This is a genomic window from Thioclava sp. DLFJ5-1, from assembly GCF_002020115.1.
Taxonomy (GTDB): Bacteria; Pseudomonadota; Alphaproteobacteria; order Rhodobacterales; family Rhodobacteraceae; genus Thioclava; species Thioclava sediminum.
This window is the reverse complement of sequence record NZ_MPZU01000001.1, coordinates 819,809-839,078: the sequence shown is the minus strand read 5'-3', so window position 1 is coordinate 839,078 and position 19,270 is coordinate 819,809. Positions and strand designations below refer to the sequence as shown.

13 protein-coding genes are annotated in these 19,270 nt (G+C 64.2%); 11 read left to right on the top strand and 2 right to left on the bottom strand.

Features of this window, described 5'->3' with window-relative positions; genetic code table 11:
* Positions 1-136 precede the first annotated feature (136 nt).
* Together BMI86_RS04035 and BMI86_RS04030 are read right to left on the bottom strand one after the other, a co-directional pair.
* Entirely contained in the window at positions 137-1,156 is a 1,020-nt protein-coding gene (locus BMI86_RS04035) for an aldo/keto reductase (RefSeq protein ID WP_078539853.1), read from the bottom strand.
* A 165-nt stretch (positions 1,157-1,321) separates the two neighbouring features.
* A complete protein-coding gene (locus BMI86_RS04030; RefSeq protein WP_078539852.1) occupies positions 1,322-2,764 on the bottom strand; it encodes an MFS transporter in 1,443 nt (480 codons plus the stop codon).
* Between the two features lie 424 nt (positions 2,765-3,188).
* On the opposite strand from BMI86_RS04030, the gene BMI86_RS04025 reads away from it, so the two are divergent.
* The 11 genes from BMI86_RS04025 (at position 3,189) to BMI86_RS03975 (ending at position 19,215) form a co-directional block, all read left to right on the top strand.
* Positions 3,189-4,808, top strand: a complete 1,620-nt coding sequence (locus BMI86_RS04025) for a peptide ABC transporter substrate-binding protein (protein WP_348638946.1) — start codon at positions 3,189-3,191, stop codon at positions 4,806-4,808.
* Between the two features lie 65 nt (positions 4,809-4,873).
* On the top strand, positions 4,874-5,797 hold the full coding sequence (gene oppB, locus BMI86_RS04020) for an oligopeptide ABC transporter permease OppB (protein ID WP_078519800.1): 924 nt from the start codon (positions 4,874-4,876) through the stop codon (positions 5,795-5,797).
* 1 nt (position 5,798) lies between these two features.
* A complete protein-coding gene (locus BMI86_RS04015) occupies positions 5,799-6,722 on the top strand; it encodes an ABC transporter permease subunit (protein WP_078539851.1) in 924 nt (307 codons plus the stop codon).
* A 1-nt stretch (position 6,723) separates the two neighbouring features.
* The gene (locus BMI86_RS04010) at positions 6,724-7,701 is read left to right on the top strand and encodes an oligopeptide/dipeptide ABC transporter ATP-binding protein (RefSeq protein ID WP_078539850.1); all 978 of its coding nucleotides are present in this window, start codon (positions 6,724-6,726) and stop codon (positions 7,699-7,701) included.
* Positions 7,698-8,711 (top strand): oligopeptide/dipeptide ABC transporter ATP-binding protein, encoded by a 1,014-nt coding sequence (locus BMI86_RS04005; RefSeq protein ID WP_078539849.1) that lies wholly within the window; start codon positions 7,698-7,700, stop codon positions 8,709-8,711. The genes BMI86_RS04010 and BMI86_RS04005 overlap by 4 nt, the downstream gene beginning before the upstream one ends.
* A 150-nt stretch (positions 8,712-8,861) precedes the next feature.
* Positions 8,862-10,829, top strand: coding sequence for a bifunctional 2',3'-cyclic-nucleotide 2'-phosphodiesterase/3'-nucleotidase (locus BMI86_RS04000; protein ID WP_078539848.1), 1,968 nt, complete (start codon positions 8,862-8,864; stop codon positions 10,827-10,829).
* A 339-nt stretch (positions 10,830-11,168) separates the two neighbouring features.
* Entirely contained in the window at positions 11,169-12,365 is a 1,197-nt protein-coding gene (locus BMI86_RS03995; RefSeq protein WP_078539847.1) for an efflux RND transporter periplasmic adaptor subunit, read from the top strand.
* A gap of 7 nt (positions 12,366-12,372) precedes the next feature.
* Positions 12,373-15,459: an efflux RND transporter permease subunit gene (locus BMI86_RS03990; RefSeq protein WP_078539846.1), complete on the top strand. Its 3,087-nt coding sequence runs from the start codon at positions 12,373-12,375 to the stop codon at positions 15,457-15,459.
* 172 nt (positions 15,460-15,631) lie between these two features.
* On the top strand, positions 15,632-15,817 hold the full coding sequence (locus BMI86_RS03985) for a PLDc N-terminal domain-containing protein (RefSeq protein WP_078519794.1): 186 nt from the start codon (positions 15,632-15,634) through the stop codon (positions 15,815-15,817).
* A gap of 25 nt (positions 15,818-15,842) precedes the next feature.
* Positions 15,843-17,498: an FMN-binding glutamate synthase family protein gene (locus tag BMI86_RS03980; protein WP_078539845.1), complete on the top strand. Its 1,656-nt coding sequence runs from the start codon at positions 15,843-15,845 to the stop codon at positions 17,496-17,498.
* A 1-nt stretch (position 17,499) separates the two neighbouring features.
* The gene (locus BMI86_RS03975) at positions 17,500-19,215 is read left to right on the top strand and encodes a thiamine pyrophosphate-dependent enzyme (protein WP_078539844.1); all 1,716 of its coding nucleotides are present in this window, start codon (positions 17,500-17,502) and stop codon (positions 19,213-19,215) included.
* Positions 19,216-19,270: the final 55 nt, after the last annotated feature.

Sequence of the window (19,270 nt, the reverse complement as noted above, 5' to 3'; positions counted from 1 at the left end):
AAAAAGTGAACCGATTTGAGGCCGCAGCGTAAGCGTGCATCGATTGCGGCTCCGGTCGCAGACATGAAAAGGCGCGCCAAGGCAGGGTTGGCCAAGCCAACACCCGCCCGGGCGCGCCGATCGGTTCGCTGCGTGTTCAGCGCTGGCGGTAGCCGCCCTGACGCTCCAGCATCCAGCCCGGATATTCGGCGGGCAGGGCGCTGACCTTGTCGAGGGTTTCCTGCTCTTCCGCGTCGAGCGTGATCTCGGTCGCGGCGATATTGTCGGTCAGCTGGTCCTTGCGCTTCGCACCGACGATGACGCTGGTGACGACGTCCTGATGCAGAAGCCATGCCAGCGCGATCTGTGCCACGCTCGCGTCGCGCTTCTCGGCCATCGGGCGCATCGCGTCGATCGCGTCATGGGCGCGGTCCTTCTCGACCGGCGGGAAGTCGAAATTGGCGCGCCGCCCGTCGGAGCCCTTGCCGTCGCGGTCGTATTTGCCAGACAGCAGACCGCCTGCCAGCGGGCTCCAGACCATCAGGCCCATGCCCGTGTCGCGCAGCATCGGCACCACTTCGCGCTCCAGATCGCGCCCGGCGATGGTGTAATAGGCCTGCAGCGACAGGATCGGGGCGAGCTTGCGCGCCTCGGCGATGCCCACCGCCTTCATCACCTGCCACGCGGCCCAGTTCGACAGGCCGATATAGCGGACATGGCCGTGCTGCACGAGCGTGGTCAGCGCCTCGAGCGTCTCCGAGATCGGCGTCATCGGGTCGAAACCGTGAATCTGGTAGAGGTCGATATGGTCGAGCTGCAGCCGCTCGAGGCTCTGCTTGCACTGCTCCATGATGTGATAGCGCGAGGCGCCGCGCTGGTTGATGCCCTCGCCCATCGGGCCGAGCACCTTGGTCGCGATCACCACCTCGTCGCGCGCGATGCCGAGATTACGCAAGCTCTGACCAAGGATGCGCTCGCTCTCGCCGCCGGCATAGACATTCGCGGTGTCGATGAAGTTGATGCCCGCGTCCACCGCAGTTTTCACGAGGCCGTCGGCATCATCCTGACGTAGCTGGCCGATCTGGCCCCACATGCCCTCCGAGCCGCCGAAGGTCATCGTGCCGAGGCAAAGTTCCGAGACGAGGAGGCCGCTGGGGCCAAGAGGTCTGTAACGCATGGATCGCTCCTTTCGCATCTTTCGGGGGCCAGGTTCGGACGGCCCCTCTGGTTTGGGTAGATGGGGCGCGCGGCGCTCGGGGCGAGGGTCGCGTGACAGTTGTGGCGCACGATCATGTCATCGCGTGCGAAGCAGGAAGGGGACGGCGCGGGGCGCGCCGCTCGCTCAGTCTTTGGCGCGCTCGATCTTCATCGGCGTGAACCACGGTGTGAGGATCACCACGCTCGCGATGACCATTGCGTAGCCGATCGCCGACATCATCGCGCCGCGATAGGCTTCGTGGTCGCCCGGCTCCGCGCCGCCCAGCATGCCGAAAAAGATCCCGCCCATGATCGCGATGCCGAACGAGATGCCGACCTGCCGGATCGCTTGCACCGCGCCCGAGGCCGAGCCGCTGTCGTTGCTATCCGCCGCCGAGAGCGAGACCTGAAACAGCGGCGAGACGGTGTTGCCCAGGCCAAAGCCGCCAAAGAAGAACCACGGCGCCATGCGCCACCAGCTGATCGTGTCGCCCATCGTCCAGATCGCCCAGAGCTGCCCTGCGAAGCCCGTCGCGATGAGGATGCCGCCGCCCATCACGCGCCAGCGGACCCAGCGCGACCCGAACCAGCCGGTCGTGGCCGAGGCGAGCAGCACGCCCAGCGGGAAGGGCGTCGTCGTCAGCCCCGATTGCAGGGGCGTGAGCCCGTAGCCCGCCTGAAGATAAAGCGCCATGGTGAAGAAATAGCTGGGCACCGCGGTGAACAGCGCCGCGTTCAGAAGGCTCCCCGACAGGAACGAGCCCGAGCGCAGCAGCCGCATCGGCAGAAGCTGGGGCGCGTTGCGGTCTTCCTGATGCCGTTGCCAGCGGATGAAGACCCAGCCAAGGATCGGAGCGGCGATCACCATCGGATACATCCAGACCTGCCAGCCGATCGACGGGGCCTCGACCAGCGGGAACAGAAGCGCCAGCGTCGCCACGGCTGCGATCGCGATGCCCACCTTGTCGATGCCCAGCTTGCGGTTGCCCGCGCCCTTGGGCACCAGCATCAGCGCCGCGATGAAGGCCGCGATGCCCAGCGGAATGTTCACGAGGAAGATCGGTCGCCAGCCCAACCCGTAGATATCGGCGGTCAACAGCAGCCCGCCCACGATCGGCCCCGCGACCGAAGCCAGCCCCGCAGTCAGTGCGAAGAGACCAAAGGCCGCCCCGCGTTGCTCTGGCGGGAACAGCCGCGGCACCAGCGCCAGCGTCTGCGGCGTCATGATCGCAGCGCCCACGCCCTGCACGATGCGCGCGGTGACAAGCGTCCCGATCCCGGGCGCGATGCCGCAGACCAGCGAGGCGGCGGTGAACAGCGCGATGCCCGACACGAACAGCTTGCGCCGGCCCAGCAGGTCGCCCATTCGTCCCGCCGGCAGCAGCAGGATCGCGAAAGAGAAGGTGTAGCCCGCGACGATCCACTCGATCAGGTTCGGCGGGGCCGCTAACTCGTTCTTCATCGAGGGCAGGGCGACATTGACGATCGTGATGTCGATCAGGTTCATGAAATTCGCCAGCAGCAGCACGGCTGCAGCCGCCCAGCGGCGTGCGGGCGAAAGTGGAGAGGCACTGTCAGGTTTGTTCATTCAGGGTCCGTTCTGTCGCGGCTGTGACGCCAAGCCTAGCTAGCGGTGGGGAGGGGCGGGTCAATAGCACGACCGAAGGCAAAACCGCGCATAACAACTTCCGGGTGTGTCAAAATACATACGTCAGGAGGCGCGAAAGTGGATCCTTCGCGGGAGAAGAGATTCGACGCGGAAGGGTCGTGAGCATGCCTCGGCTCACGCGACGGAGCTTGGCGTTCGTTGCAAATTTCAAGGGCGCCACGCAAGTTTCAGAAAGATTTCGCCGAGGTCCGAGAAATGCGCTCTCACATGGGTGTGAGCACCGTGACGTCAGACTTGCGCCGCGCCGCGATCCTGCCCTTGATGCCCCATCAACGAAAAATCGGGGCCCCGCGCTCACCCCTGCGTTGCGCGCGACCGGACCCCGGAAAACTGGAGGTATCCCTTGAAGTCGATTGCCGCGATTTCCGCTTTCGCCCTTATGCTGGGCAGCGCCGCACCCGTTCTCGCTCAGTCGAGCAAAGTGCCCGAAGGCACCAAGCTCGCCGCTGACCAGACCTTTACCTACTGGCTGCAGGACGATCTGAAGACGCTCGATCCCGATCTGAGCACCTCGAAGGACGGCAACGACGTTCTTCAGCAGATGTTCGAAGGTCTCTACCAGCAGGACGATCACGGTAAACTCGTGCCCGCGCTCGCGACGAGCTACGAGGTGTCCGACGACAAGAAGACCTACACCTTCCACCTGCGCAACGAGAAGTGGTCGAACGGCGACCCCGTCACCGCGCAGGACTTCGTCTATGCATGGCGTCGTCTCGCCGATCCGGCGACCGCCTCGCAATACTCGTGGTATATCGAGCTGATGCAGGTGAAGAACGCCCATGACGTGATCGCGGGCGACAAGAAGCCGAGCGAACTGGGCGTGAAGGCGCTCGACGACCACACGCTGCAGGTGACGCTCGACAGCGCGATACCCTATTTCCGCCAGATGCTCGTGCTGTCGTCGACCTTCCCGGTGCCGCAGAAAGTCGTCGAGGAACACGGTTCCGACTGGACCAAGCCCGAGAACATCGTCGTCAACGGTCCCTACAAGCTGAAAAGCTGGAAGATCGGCAACTCGATCGAGCTGACGAAGAACGACGCCTATTACGACGCCGCGAACGTCACGCTGACCGATCTGAAGTTCATCCCGATGCAGGATAACGACCAGGCGCTGACGCGCTACGAGGCGGGCGAGCTGGACTTCGTGCAGACCCCGGCCGGTCAATATCCGCGCCTGAAGAAGGAATACCCGGATGCGGCCCACGCTCCGCCGCGCTCCTGTGTCTATGCCTACCGCTTCAACGTCGGCCCGAACGGCCCCGAGGCGCTCAAGGACGTGAAGGTCCGCAAGGCGCTGTCCTATGCGATCAACCGCGACATCATCGTCGACAAGATCCTCAAGGGCGGCCAGAAACCGGCCTATACTTGGACCCACTGGGCGACCGCGAACTTCAAGGCGCCGGACGTCGCGTATGCCGACATGACGCAGCAGGAGCGGATGGACAAAGCCAAGGAGCTTCTGAAGGAAGCCGGCTACGGTCCCGATCACCCGCTGAACCTGCGGATCATGTACAACACCTCGGCCGACCACAAGAAAATCGCAATCGCGGTGCAGCAGTTCTGGAAGCAGCTCGGCGTGAAGTCGACCCTCGAGAACTTCGAGTGGAAGGTCTATCTCGACAAGCTCAACGGTCAGCATGACTTCGACGTGGCGCGCACCGCCTGGTGTGCCGACTACAACGAGGCGTCGACCTATCTCGACGTGAACACCTCGTGGTCGGATCAGAACTCGGGTCAGTGGTCGAATGCCGACTACGACAAGCTGATGAAGGACTCGAAGACAGCGGCCGATCCGCAGGAGGACTACACCAAGGCGGAGAAGATCCTCGCGGAGGACATGCCGCTTGCGCCGATCTACGCCTACTCGCTGCCGATGCTGCTGAACCCGCAGATCAAAGGCTACCCGTTCGATAACGTCCAGCTGAACTGGTACGCGAAGAACATGTACAAGGTCGCGAAGTAAGCCGGCTGAAACAATAACGGGCGGGCCGCACGATCGGCCCGCCCGACTTATTTCGGGACACTCTTATGATCGTCTACATTCTCAAGCGTCTCGCCATCGCGATCCCGACGCTTCTGGTGCTCATCATCGCGAGCTTCTTGCTGATGCACACGGCGCCCGGCGGGCCGTTCACCTCCGAACGTGCCGTGCCTCCCGAGGTGCTCGCCAATCTCAACGCGAAATACGGGCTCGACCAGCCGCTATGGAAGCAGATCGCGACCTATCTGTGGAACGTGGTCGCCCATTTCGATTTCGGGCCTTCGTTCTCGTACAAGGACCGCTCGGTGAACGACATCATCGCGCAGGGCTTCCCGGTCACGCTGACATATGGCTTCCTCAGCTTCATCGCCGCGGTTCTGGTCGGCGTCACCCTTGGCGTGACCGCGGCGATCAAGCGCAACTCGTGGCTCGACTATCTCGCCGTGGGTATCTCCATCGGCGCGCAGGTGCTGCCGAACTTCGTGATGGCGCCGATCCTCGTGCTGATCTTCACGCTGTCGCTGCACTGGCTGCCCGGTGGCGGCTGGAGCTTCGACGATCCGCGCTTCTGGATCATGCCGGTGATCGCGCTCTCGACCTCCTACATGGCGTCGATCGCGCGGATCACGCGCTCGTCGATGCTGGAGACGCTGAGCTCGAACCACATCCGCACCGCGCGGGCCAAGGGCCTACCGAAGCGCAAGATCATCATGCGCCACGCGCTGAAACCCGCGCTGCTGCCGGTGATCTCCTATCTCGGTCCGGCGTTCGTTTCGATGATCACCGGCTCGGTGATCGTGGACGTGTATTTCACCACCGGTGGGATCGGCAAAAGCTTCGTGGATAGCGCGCTCAACCGCGACTACGCGGTGATGATGGGGATCACCATCCTGCTGGGCACGCTGACCATCCTGTTCAACCTTGTCGTCGATATCGTCTACGGATGGATCGACCCGAAAATCCGGTACTGACATGGTCATAGATGAATCCAAGATGACCTCGCTCGCCGAGGCAACGAGCCGCGAAGACGTGGCGGGCCGCTCGCTCTGGGCGGATGCGCGCCGGCGGTTCTTCAACAACAAGGCCGCGATCTTCGGGCTAGGGCTGCTGGCCTTCGTCGTGGCCTTTGCGCTGTTCGGCAATCTGATCGCGGCGTGGAACAATTCCGACATCGATTACAACGTGATGGGCGATGCCACGGCCTCTGCGCCGTCCTTCGCCAACGGCCACTATTTCGGTGCCGACGATCTGGGCCGCGACCTGTTCGCGCGCACCGTGCAGGGCACGCAGATCTCGTTGCTGGTCGGCGTGATCGGCACGCTGATCGCGGTTTCGGTGGGCACGGTCTACGGTGCGATCTCGGGCTATTTCGGGGGCCGCGTCGATGGCTTCATGATGCGCCTCGTCGATATCCTACTGGCGATCCCCTACATGTTCGTGCTGATCCTGCTGCTGGTCATGTATGGCCGCTCGATCGGGATGCTGTTCGTGGGCGTCGGGTTGATCTCGTGGCTGGAGATGGCGCGGATCGTGCGGGGGCAGACACTGACCCTGAAGAACCGCGACTACGTGGAGGCCGCGCGCGCCATCGGGGTGCCTGCGCCGACGATCATCCGGCGTCACATCCTGCCCAACCTCGTGGGCGTGGTCGTGGTCTTCGCGACGCTGCTGGTGCCACTGATGATCCTGACGGAGAGCTTCATCTCCTTCCTCGGGCTCGGCGTGCAAGAGCCGCAGACCTCGCTGGGGGCGCTGATCTCGGAAGGGGCGGGGACGATGAGCTACGGCACGCTGTGGCAGCTGGCCTTCCCGCTGTTCTTCTTCGTCACCACCCTGTTCGGTTTCTATTTCGTAGGGGACGGGCTGCGTGACGCGCTCGACCCGAAGGAGCGCTGATATGCCATTGTTGGAAGTCAACGACCTCAATGTTCGTTTCGGAACGCAGGAGGGCGAGGTTCACGCCGTCAATGGCGTCAGCTTCGCATTGGAGCGTGGCGAGGCGCTGGGCATCGTGGGTGAGTCTGGTTCGGGCAAGTCGCAGCTCAGCTTCTCGATCCTCGGGCTACTGGCCGCGAACGGTAAGGCCTCGGGCTCGGTAAAATTCGACGGGCGGGAGATTTTGAACCTGCCCGAGCCCGAGCTGAACAAGCTGCGCGCAGACCGGATATCGATGGTCTTTCAGGACCCGATGACCGCGCTCAACCCCTATATGCGCATCTCGGACCAGATGGCCGAAGTGCTGATGCTGCATAAGGGGCTGAGCAAGCGCGCCGCCGTGGCCGAAGCTGCGCAAATGCTCGAACTGGTGAAGATCCCGGACGCGAAGAACCGCGTGCGACTCTTCCCGCATGAATTCTCGGGCGGGATGCGCCAGCGCGTGATGATCGCGATGGCGCTTCTGTGCAAGCCCGACGTGCTGATCGCGGACGAGCCGACCACCGCGCTCGACGTGACCGTGCAGGCGCAGATCATGGACCTGCTGGGCGAGCTGCGCCGCGAGCTGGGCATGGCGACCGTGCTGATCACCCATGACCTTGGCGTCGTCGCGGGCTTCTGCGAGCGCGCGATCGTCATGTATGGCGGTCAGGTGATGGAGCAGTCGCCCGTCGATCCCCTGTTCGCCAACCCGACCCATCCCTACACCAAGGGCTTGCTGGCCGCGCTGCCGCGTCTGGATGCGGATCGCGCGATGACCCCGATCCGGGGCAATCCGCCGAACATGACCGGCGCGCCGAAGGGCTGCCCGTTCTGTCCGCGCTGCGATTTCGTCGAAGAAAAATGCGCCGACGTGATGCCGCCGCTGGCGGAGTTTGCGCCGGGCCGCGCCCGCGCCTGTCACCGTTCCATTGAAACGATCGAGGAGGCCGCCGCATGACGACCCCGCTGATCGAGGCCCGCGACGTTCGGGTCACCTTCGACATCCGCCGCGCCTCGGACCTGCCTTGGACCGAGCCGCCGAAGCTGCGCGCGGTCAATGGCGTGAGCTTCAAGCTCGAGCAGGGCAAGACGCTCGGCATCGTGGGCGAGTCCGGCTGTGGCAAGTCCACGCTGGCCCGCGCGCTGATCCAGATGCTGCCCGCCGAGGGCGAAATCATCTGGCAGGGCAAGACCGATCTGCTGCCGCTCTCGCCGCGCCAGATGCTGAAATACCGCTCCGACATCCAGATGATCTTTCAGGATCCGCTGGCCTCGCTCGACCCGCGTATGACTGTGGGTGAGATCATCGCGGAGCCACTGCGCACCCATCGCCCGAAGATGGGCCGCAAGGAGCGCAAGGAGAAGGTCCGCGAGGTGATGGAGAAGGTCGGCCTGCTGCCGAACCAGATCAATCGCTACCCGCACGAGTTCTCGGGCGGTCAGTGTCAGCGTATCGGCATCGCCCGCGCTCTGGTGGTGGAGCCGAAGCTCCTGATCTGCGACGAGCCGGTTTCCGCGCTCGACGTCTCGATTCAGGCGCAGGTGATCGCGCTTCTCGAAGACCTGCGTCGCGATCTCGGGCTCACGATCATCTTCATCGCTCATGACCTGAGCGTCGTGCGCCATGTCTGTGATGAGGTGATGGTGCTCTATCTGGGCCAGATGATGGAGGCGGGCGCGACCGAGAAGCTCTTCGCCGAGCCGCAGCATCCCTATACGCAGGCGCTCCTGTCGGCGGTGCCGATCCCCGATCCGGAGATCGAGCGCAACAAGGTGCTGATCGCGCTGGAAGGCGACCTGCCGAGCCCGCTCAACCCGCCATCGGGCTGCCCGCTGCGCACCCGCTGCCCGCGTGCAAGCGAGATCTGCGCCACGACCCCGCCCACCGAAGAGGTCGCCGGACGGCAGGTCTTCTGCCACCATCCCGGCCCTGCCGCGGAAGTGCAGGCGGTGCTCTCGGAGAGCTGAATTCTTGTGCGGCGGGCGGGGTTTTCCCGCCCGCTCACACCAATTTGTGCGAGCTTACGTCGGGATATTTATCCGGACGGTCAAAGCACTGTTACGATCCTCGGATAGAGCGCTCCGGCAAGGAGCCAATTGTCTCGGAGGATCCCCCTTATGTCGCTTATTTCGCGTCGCCAATTCCTGATCACCACCACCGCTGCGGGCGGTCTCACGCTGGTCCACCCGTTCACGGCGCGCGCCGCCGAAGGGCAGGCCCACCTGCGCCTTCTGTGTACCACCGATATTCACTGCCACATCCGGCCCTATGACTATTATGCCGACAAGCCCGTCGACACGGTCGGCCTGTCGTGCACCGCGACGTTGATCGAAGGCGTGCGCGCGGAGGCCGCCAACACGATGATGTTCGACAATGGCGACTACATGCAGGGCAACCCGATGGCCGATTACATCGCCTATTCCAAGGGGATGAAAGAGGGCGACACCCACCCGGTCATCGCGGGGATGAACCTGCTGGGCTACGATTGCGGCACGCTGGGCAACCACGAATTCAACTACGGGATGGATTTCCTCAAGAAGGTGAACGACCGCGCGAACTTCCCGATGGTCTGCGCGAACTTCGCCCATAAGCTCGGGGCTTCCCCGCGAGAGGACAACCTCTACCTGCCGCCCTACCTGATCCTCGATCGCGACCTGACCGACGGGGCGGGGAACAAGATGCCGATCCGGATCGGCGTGATCGGCTTCGTGCCGCCGCAGATCATGCAATGGGACCGCGCGCATCTCGAGGGCAACTACCAGACCCGCGACATCGTCGAGGCCGCGAAAGCCTGGGTGCCGCAGATCAAGGAAGAGGGCGCCGATCTCATCGTGGCGCTCGCCCATACGGGCATCGACAATGGCCCGCAAAGCGACGGGATGGAGAACGCGGCCTTCTACCTCGCAGGAGTGGACGGGATCGACGCGGTGATCACCGGGCACCAGCACCTGAACTTCCCCGGCAAGGATTTCTCCGGCCCCGGCATCGACAACGACAAGGGCACGCTGCAGGGCAAGCCGGCGGTGCAGGCGGGCTTCTGGGGCAACCATATGGGCTTGATCGACCTGATGCTGAGCCGCGACGGCGGCAAGTGGAAGATCGACACCCATACCTCGGAAATTCGTCCGATCTTCGCACGCGGCGAGGATCGTTCGATCACGCCGCTGACCACGGATTACAAGCCGATCCTCGCCGCCACCGATCAGGTGCACGAAGAGACGCTGAAATATGTCCGCGCCAAGGTCGGCGAGACTGAGGCGCCGCTTTACTCCTACTTCGCGCTGGTGGCTGACGATCCGTCGGTGCAGATCGTCTCGAATGCGCAGATCTGGTACGTGAAGAAGCTGCTGGAGGGCACGCCCGAAGGTAAACTGCCGCTTCTGTCGGCGGCGGCGCCGTTCAAGGCGGGCGGGCGCGGCGGCCCGGATTACTTTACCGATGTTCCCAAAGGCCCGGTGGCGATCAAGAACGTCTCCGACCTCTACCTCTATCCGAACACGCTGCAGGCGGTGAAGGTCACCGGCGCGCAGGTGAAGGACTGGCTGGAGCGCTCGGCGGGCATGTTCAACCAGATCGATCCCGGCGCGAAGGATGCCAAGCTGCTGAACCCCGATTTCCCGTCCTATAATTTCGACGTGATCGACGGGGTGACCTATCAGATCGACATCACCCAGCCCGCCAAGTTCGACAAGGACGGTGCGGTGGTAAATGCCGATACGAACCGCATCGTCGAACTGAAATATGACGGCAAGCCGATCGACCCGAAGGCCGAGTTCGTGATCGCCACGAACAACTACCGCGCGTCGGGCGGCGGCAGCTTCCCCGGCGCGGACGGCTCGACGGTGATCTACCGCGCGCCCGACACCAACCGCGACGTGATCGTGCGCTACATCCACGACAAGGGCACGATCAACCCGAAGGCCGACGCCAACTGGTCCTTCGCACCTGCGGATGGCGCGACGGTGCTGTTCGAGACCGGCCCGAAAGCGCAGGACTATCTCGAAGACGTCAAATCCCGCGGTCTGGATATCGAACCGGCGGGCGACGGCGAGGGGGGCTTCGCGCTCTACCGCATCACGCTGTGAACTGCTTAGGACAGGGATCGAGAGGGGCGCCACTGGCGCCCCTTTTTTATGCGCTGCGGTCGTGAGGCGGTTTGTGGCTCTCATCTCGCGAATACGTGAACTCCGAGAGGGGCGCGATCTGACGCTGAAATTGGGGCGCGGATATCTCGAGTGGCTGCGTTGAGGCGGAAATTTTATTTTAAAACAATGGATAAGCCGGTCCCCCATTTCAGTGGCTCTACGGCTCGCGGCATTTGTTTCCGCATTTCCGGCCGCGTGCGAGTGGCGACAGAATAGCGCGGGCCTATCGTAGAAATGGAACAACGCCGGGAAAACCGGGCAGCGGACAGGAGTTTCAGTATGAGCATTGGTCGGATCGCGCGGCGCGCCGCGTTTGGGATGCTGCTTGCGGGCGGGTTCGCTGCGCAGGCGCTGGCGCAGGGAATGCCGGGCGGCACTCAAGGCCCGACCGAGGTCGGCGTGAAGCAGGTCGAGACGCAATCGGTGCCTTACACAGTCACCCTGCCGGGCCGCGCGGTGGCTTTTGAGCAGACTGATATCCGCCCGCGCGTCGCGGGCACCATCGCCTCTATCGACTACGGGGCGGGCCACAAGGTCGCGACGGGCGACGCGCTGTTTCACATCGACGACGACACCTATCAGGCGGAGCTGACCGCAGCCGAGGCCGAGAAGGCGGGCGCCGACGCCAATGTGCAGGCCGCGCAATCGCAAGTGGACCGCTACACCAAGCTGGAGAAGACTTCGATCTCGGTGAGCGATCTGGAGACGGCGAGGGTCGCGCTCGCGCAAGCCAAGGCCTCCGCGCTGAGTGCCGATGCCGATCTGCAGACCGCGCAGCTCAATCTCGACCGCACGGTGATCCGCTCACCTATCGACGGCTACCCGGATGTGGCGAGCGTCTCGGTGGGCTCGCTGGTCACGGCGAACCAGTCCGATGCGCTGACCACGGTGACGCGGCTCGATCCGATCTATGTCGATGTCTCGGAAAGCGCCGCGCGGATCATGCGGGTGCGCCAGCGCATCGACCAGGGCACGTTGCAGCGCGGTGATCAGCTCAAGGTCTCGCTGCTGCTCGAGACCGGCGCGGAATATGACGGCACTGGCACGCTGGTCAGCCCCGGTGCGACCGTGTCCGCGACCACCGGTACGGTCGATTTCCGGTTCAAGTTCGACAATCCCGACCGGCTGATCCTGCCGGGCCAGTTCCTGCGCGCGAAGATCACGCTGGGCACGACGCAGGCGATCCTCGTGCCGCAGCGCGCGACCACGCGGGAAGGGGATGGCACCCTCTCGGCCTTCATCGCGGCCGATGGCGCGGCGAAGAAGGTGAAGCTGACGACGGCGGGTACCTATCAGAACGCATGGATCGTGACCGACGGCATCGAGAGCGGCGATCAGGTGATCCTCGACGGGCTGAAGAACCTGCGCGACGGGGCCGAGATCAAGACGGTGCCGGTGACGATCAACGCGCAGGGCGTGGTGAAGGATGCCGCGGATAGCTCCGACAATACCGCCGACACGGCGAAGGCGGAGTGAGCCCGAGATGATCCGTTTCTTCATCCATCGCCCCGTCTTCGCGATCGTGCTTGCGCTGGTGACGATGCTCGCTGGCGGCTACGCGATCACCCGGCTGCCCGTCTCGCAATACCCGGAAGTCGCGCCGACCACGATCCGCATCTCCGCGAGCTATTCCGGGGCCACCGCGCAGGCGGTCGAGAACTCGGTGACGACCCCTATCGAGGACTCGCTGACCGGGCTCGACGGGTTGCTCTACATGGAGAGTACCTCCAATCAGGGCTCGTCGCGGCTGACGCTGACCTTCGACGGTTCGGTCGATCCGATCGATGCCGAGAACGAGGTGCAGACCAAGATTCGCAAGGTCGAGAATTCGCTGCCCGATGCGGTGCAGACCTCCGGGGTGAGCGTATCGCGCTCCTCCTCGGATATCCTGATGGTCGGCGCGCTGGTCTCGACCGACGGGAAATATTCGACCGTCGAGCTGGGCAACATTCTGGACACCGAAGTGAAAGGCGCGATCGAGCGCACCTCGGGCGTGGGCGGGATCAATGTCTTCGGCTCGGGCTACGCGATGCGGGTCTGGCTCGATCCCTACAAGCTCGAGCAATATCAATTGACGCCGATCGACGTGACCTCGGCCGTGCAGGCGCAGAACACGACCGTCTCGGTCGGCTCGCTCGGCGATCTGCCCACGACCGAAGGCCAGCAATTCACCGCGACCATCACCGCGCAGAGCCAGCTGACCTCGGTCGAGCAGTTCGAGAAGATCCTTCTGAAGACCGAGGCCGACGGCTCTGCGGTCTATCTGGGCGACGTGGCGCGGATCGAGATCGGGCAGGAGGATTACGGCAGCAACTCCAGGTTCAACGGGATGAATGCGGCGGGGTTCGGTGTGAACCTCGCGAACGGCGCGAATGCGGTGGATACGGCCTCGGCGGTGCGTGCGTCGCTGGACCGGATGTCGTCTTCGCTGCCCGAGGGCGTCGAATTCCAGATCGCCTACGATACCTCGCCCTTCGTGCAGCTCTCCATCGAGAAGGTCTATCACACGCTGGCCGAGGCGATCGTGCTGGTGCTGCTGGTGATCCTCGTCTTCTTGCAGAAATGGCGCGCGACGCTGATCCCCATCGTGGCCGTTCCGGTGGTGCTGCTGGGCACATTCGCGGTGCTGCTGGTCGCGGGTTATTCGATCAATACGCTGACGATGTTCGCGATGGTGCTGGCGATCGGCCTGCTGGTCGATGACGCGATCGTCGTGGTGGAGAATGTCGAGCGGGTGATGGAAGAGGAGGGGCTCAGCCCCCTCAAGGCCACCGAGAAAAGCATGTCGCAGATCACCGGCGCGCTAATCGGCGTGGCGCTGGTGCTGTCGGCGGTGTTCCTGCCGATGGCGTTCTTCCCCGGCTCGACGGGGGTGATCTACCGACAGTTCTCGGTGACGATCATCACCGCGATGGTGCTGTCCGCCGTGGTCGCGCTGATCCTGACACCTGCCTTGGCGGCGAAACTGCTGCGGCCTTCGACGGGACGAGCGATTGCGCCTGCGCGCGCCTTCAACACGGGCTTCGCGAAGATGCAGGGCGGTTACGCCAGCGCGGTGGCCCGTATCGTGCGCAAACCTTTCCTGATGGCGCTGGTTCTCGTGCTGGTGCTCGCGGGCGCGTGGGGCGTGATGACCCGGCTGCCCTCGTCCTTCCTGCCGCAAGAGGATCAGGGCGTGCTGATGGCGATGGTGAATCTGTCCGAGGGGTCGACCACGGCGCAGACCTCGGATGTGGTCGACCAGATCACGCAATACCTGCTGACGCAGGAGAAATCGGATGTGTCGTCGGTCTTCGCGACGCTCGGGTTCTCCTTCGGCGGCGGCGGGCAGAACACCGCGATGGTCTTCGCCAAGCTGAAGGATTTCGACGACCGCACCGGCGCGGATCAGACCGCTGCCGCCATCTCGGGCCGGGCCAACGCGCATTTCGCGGGGCTGCGCGCGGGGCAGGTCTTCTTCCTGCAGCCCCCCGCGATCCGCGGTATCGGCAACTCCTCGGGCTTCCAGATGTATCTGGTGGATCAGGGCAATAACGGCACGTCGGCGCTTAAGGAGGCGGGCGAGCAGCTCGTGGCCGCGGCGAAATCCGACAGCCGCCTGACCAATGTCCGCGTCAGCGGCGACGAGAACAAGGCGGCGCTGCAGCTCGATATCGACCAGCAGAAGGCCGAAAGCTTCGGGCTGACGCTGAGCAATCTCAATTCGATGCTCTCGGTGATCTTCAGCGGCAGATCGGTGAACGACTTCGATCTCAACGGAAATCTGCGCCCGGTGATCGTGCAGGCGGACGCGCCTTACCGGATGCAGCCGGAGGATATCGACACTTGGTATGCGCGCAACGCCTCCGGTGAAATGGTGCCGTTCTCATCCTTCGCGACGACGAAATGGGTTTCCGTCGCACCGAGACTGTCGCGCTATGACGCGGCCAATGCGATCGAGATCTCGGGTCAGGCCTCGGACAGCGCAAGCTCCGGTGCGGCGATGGACGCGATGGAGCAGCTGGTCTCCGATCTGCCCGGCGGCTACGCGGTCGCCTGGACGGGGCTGAGCTATCAGGAACGCCAGTCGGGCGATCAGGCGCCCTATCTTTATGCGCTCTCGGTGCTGGTCGTCTTCCTCTGTCTTGCCGCGCTGTACGAGAGCTGGTCGATCCCGCTCTCGGTGATGCTCGCCGTGCCGGTGGGGGTTCTGGGGGCGCTGGTCTCGGCCTGGGTCTTCGGGCAGTCGAACGATGTCTACTTCAAAGTGGGGATCCTCACGACCATCGGCCTAGCGGCGAAGAACGCGATCCTGATCGTGGAATTCGCCAAGAACCTGGAGGCCGAGGGCAAGGAGCTGATCCCCGCGACCATCGAGGCGGCACGGCTCCGCCTGCGCCCGATCCTGATGACCTCGCTCGCCTTCATGCTGGGCGTGGTGCCGCTGGCGATCGCGACCGGGGCAGGGGCGTCGGCGCAGAACGCGATCGGGATCGGCGTGCTGGGTGGCATGGCGGCCGCGACCTTCATCGGCGTCTTCATGGTGCCCGCCTTCTACGTCCTGATCCGCAAGCTGACGCCGGGGCGCTGAGCCGAAGGCGCGATCCCAATGCCAAGGCGGCCGCTCTACGCGCGCGACCGCCTTGGCGATCAATCACTTCCGCTTGAATCGGGGAAAACGGGGAACAAAGCGCTGAAGGCGCAAGTTTCCCTGCCAAGGAACGCCGGTAAGTGCCGGAAAAAACCGATAAAGGAGTGAAGTTATGCTGAGCATGATCGGGGGCCTCGTCGTCCTCATCCTCGATATCTGGGCCATCGTGTCGATCCTTGGCTCGGGCGAATCCACCGGCAAGAAAGTGCTGTGGATCCTGTTGATCGTCATCCTGCCGATTATCGGCTTCATCATCTGGCTGCTCGTCGGGCCGAAAGGCGCCAAGGCGACAGTGTAAGTCATGCAGAGCCGGGAGGGACGATATGAACAGCATCATCCGCAACATCGTCCCTCTCAGCTCGCTCTTGATGTCTGTGCTGGCGCTCGCGCTGGCCGTCTGGATCAGCCCTTGGTGGCTGATCCTTTTGCTTTTGACGGTGCCGCTACTGGCGCTCAGCCTTTATGACTATTTCCAGAAGGACTGGACGATCACGCGCAACTATCCGGGCGCGGCGCGCATCCGCTGGCTCGCCTACGATCTGCGGCCTTTCCTGCGCGCCTATATCGTCGAGGGCGATCTGGAGGGCAAACCCTACCCCTACGAGGCGCGCAACCTCGTGCATGCCCGCGCGCGGGGCCGGACCGATACCCATCCCTTCGGCACTGAGCGCGATGTGGAAGGCGCCGAATACCAATGGGTGAACCATTCCATCGCACCCGCCGAGCATCCCGACAAAAGCCCACGCATCACGGTCGGCAACGATCAATGCGCGAAACCCTATTCGGCGTCGGTGCTCAACATCTCGGCCATGTCCTTCGGGGCGCTGTCGGCCAATGCGGTCGAGGCGCTGAACCTTGGGGCCAAGCTTGGCGGGTTCTACCACGACACGGGCGAGGGGGGCTTCTCGCCCTATCACCAGAGCCACGGTGGCGACATCGTCTGGGAACTGGGCTCGGGCTATTTCGGGGCGCGCGACGATGAGGGGAATTTCGACCCGGAGCTGTTCAAGGATCAGGCCAGCCGCGATCAGGTCAAGATGACCGAGATCAAGCTGAGCCAAGGCGCGAAGCCCGGTCATGGCGGGTTGCTACCTGCGGCGAAAGTCACCGAAGAGATTGCCGAGACCCGCAAGGTGCCGGCGCATCAGGATTGCCTCTCGCCGCGCGGCCACAAGGCGTTTTCGACGCCCGCGCAGATGATGGAATTCGCGGCGAAGATGCGTGATCTCTCGGGCGGCAAACCGGTGGGCATCAAGCTGTGCATCGGTCAGCCGCATGAGGCTTTCGCGGTGGTGAAGGCGATGCAGAAGACCGGCATCTATCCCGATTTCATCGTCGTCGACGGAGCCGAGGGTGGCACCGGGGCCGCGCCGCTCGAGCTGTCGGATCACGTGGGCATGCCGCTGATCGACGGGCTCGTTCTGATGCGCAATGCGCTGGTCGGCGCGGGCGTGAAGGACAAGGTGCGGCTGGCGGCGTCCGGCAAGGTCTATTCCGGCTATGGGCTGGCGGAGAACCTCGCGATCGGGGCGGATTGGTGCAATGCCGCGCGGGCCTTCATGTTCTCGATCGGCTGCATTCAGGCGCAGCGGTGCCATCTGGGCACCTGTCCGACCGGGGTGACCACGCAGGACAAGAGCCGTCAGCGCGGCCTCGTGCCCGAGGTGCAGGGCCCCCGCGCGGCGCGCTTTCATGCCAAGACGCTGGAGGCGCTTGCCGATATCGTCGCAGCCGCCGGGCTGGAGCATCCGAGCGCGCTGCAGCCCCATCACATCGTGCACCGCACTGCCGTGCGCGAGGCTCGCACCATCGACAAGATCTACCCGTTCCTGCCCGCGGGCGTTCTCAACGACGATCCGGGCAGCACCGATTACGCCGACTGGTGGGAAGCGGCCGATGCCGACAGCTTCAAGCCGCGCATCGACCTCGATGCCAAGCGTACCAGCCTGCATCACAAAGCCGAATTGAAAGAGGCCTGACATGAGCAAGAGCGTATCCGAGATCATCGCCGAAACCCTGGTCTCGGCGGGGGCGCAGCGCGTCTACGGGATCGTGGGCGACACGATCAATCATTTCACCGATGCGGTGCGCCGCTCGGACCTGAGCTGGGTCCATGTGCGCCATGAAGAGGTCGGCGCGCTTGCGGCGGGTGGCGAGAGCTACATGACCGGGGAGCTGTCGGTCTGCGCGGGGACCACCGGGCCCGGGAGCCTGCATTTCGTGAACGGTATCTTCGAGAGCCACCGAAATGGGGCGCCCGTGGTGCTGATCGCCTCGAATATCGAGCGCGCGGAGGAGGGCTTGGGCTTCCCGCAGGAGGTCGATCAGAAGAAGGTCTATGAACAGGCATCGGTGTTCTGCGAGCGGATCAGTCATCCCGATCAGGCCCGCCGGATCACCGCGCAGGCGGCGCAGGCGGCGCTGACCAAGGGCGGCGTCGCGGTGGTCATCGTCAATGGCGACATGTTCCGCGAGACGGCGAAGGACGATCTGCACTGGGCGGTGCATCGCCCGCAGCCGGTGATGCGCCCGTCGGAGGCGGAGCTGGACGCGCTGGCGGGCATGATCGCCGAGGCCGAACGGATCACGATCTACGCGGGCATCGGCGCGCGCGGGGCAGCGGCCCAGATCCGGGCACTTTCGGAGCGGCTCGCCGCGCCGGTCGCGCATACCACGCGCGCGAAGGAGTTCATCGAGCCGGACATGCCCAACAATGTCGGCATGACCGGGATCCTGGGCAATCGCGCGGGTATGGAAGCGATGGGCGATTGCGACCTACTCCTCTGTCTGGGCAGCGATTTCGCCTATACGCAGTTCTATCCCGGAAAGGCCAAGATCGTGCAGCTCGACATCGAGCCCACCCGGCTGGGACGGCGCGCGCCGATCCATCTGGGACTAGCGGGCGATGTCGGCGACACGATCGACGCGCTGCTGCCGCGCCTTGTCCTGCGCGAGCCCGGCAAACATCTTGATCGGGCGCTGAAAGCCTATGCCGAGGACCTCAAGGGCTACCTCGATAGCGCGGAAGAACCCGACCCGAGCCTTATCCACCCGCAGCACCTGACCGAGCTGCTCGACCGGTTCGCGGCGAAGGACGCGATCTTCACTGCGGATGGCGGCTCGCCCATGGTCTGGCTGCTGCGTCACCTCTCGGCCAACGGGTCGCGGCGCTTCCTGACCTCGCTGCTGCACGGGACGATGGCCAATGCCTATCCGCAGGCGCTGGGCATTCAGGAGGCATACCCCGAGCGTCAGGTGATCGCGATGTGCGGCGATGGCGGAATGACCATGCTGATGGGCGACTTGCTGACGCTGGTGCAGGAGAAGCTGCCGGTGAAGCTCTTGGTTTATAACAACGCCTCGCTGGGCTTTGTGGAGATGGAGCAACGGGTGGAGGGGATGCTCGACGCCTTCACCGAGCTGCGCAATCCCGACTTCGGCGCGATGGCACGGGCGATCGGCATGGAAGGGATGCGGGTCGAGAGCGCGAGCGACCTCGAAGGCGCGGTGCGCGACTGGCTCGCTGCTCCGGGGCCTGCGCTGCTCGACGTGAAGGTGAACCGGATGGAGCTGGTGATGCCGCCGAAGATCAAACCGGCACAGGTGGGCTCGACCGCGCTCTTCGGCGTGAAGGCGGTGCTCAACGGGCGTGCCGATGAGGTGGTTTCGCTGATGCGCGACAACTTCCTGCGCTGATCGGGGCCGGGGCTAAACGCAGCCGCCGCAAGGGGTTCGCGGCGGCTGCTACCCG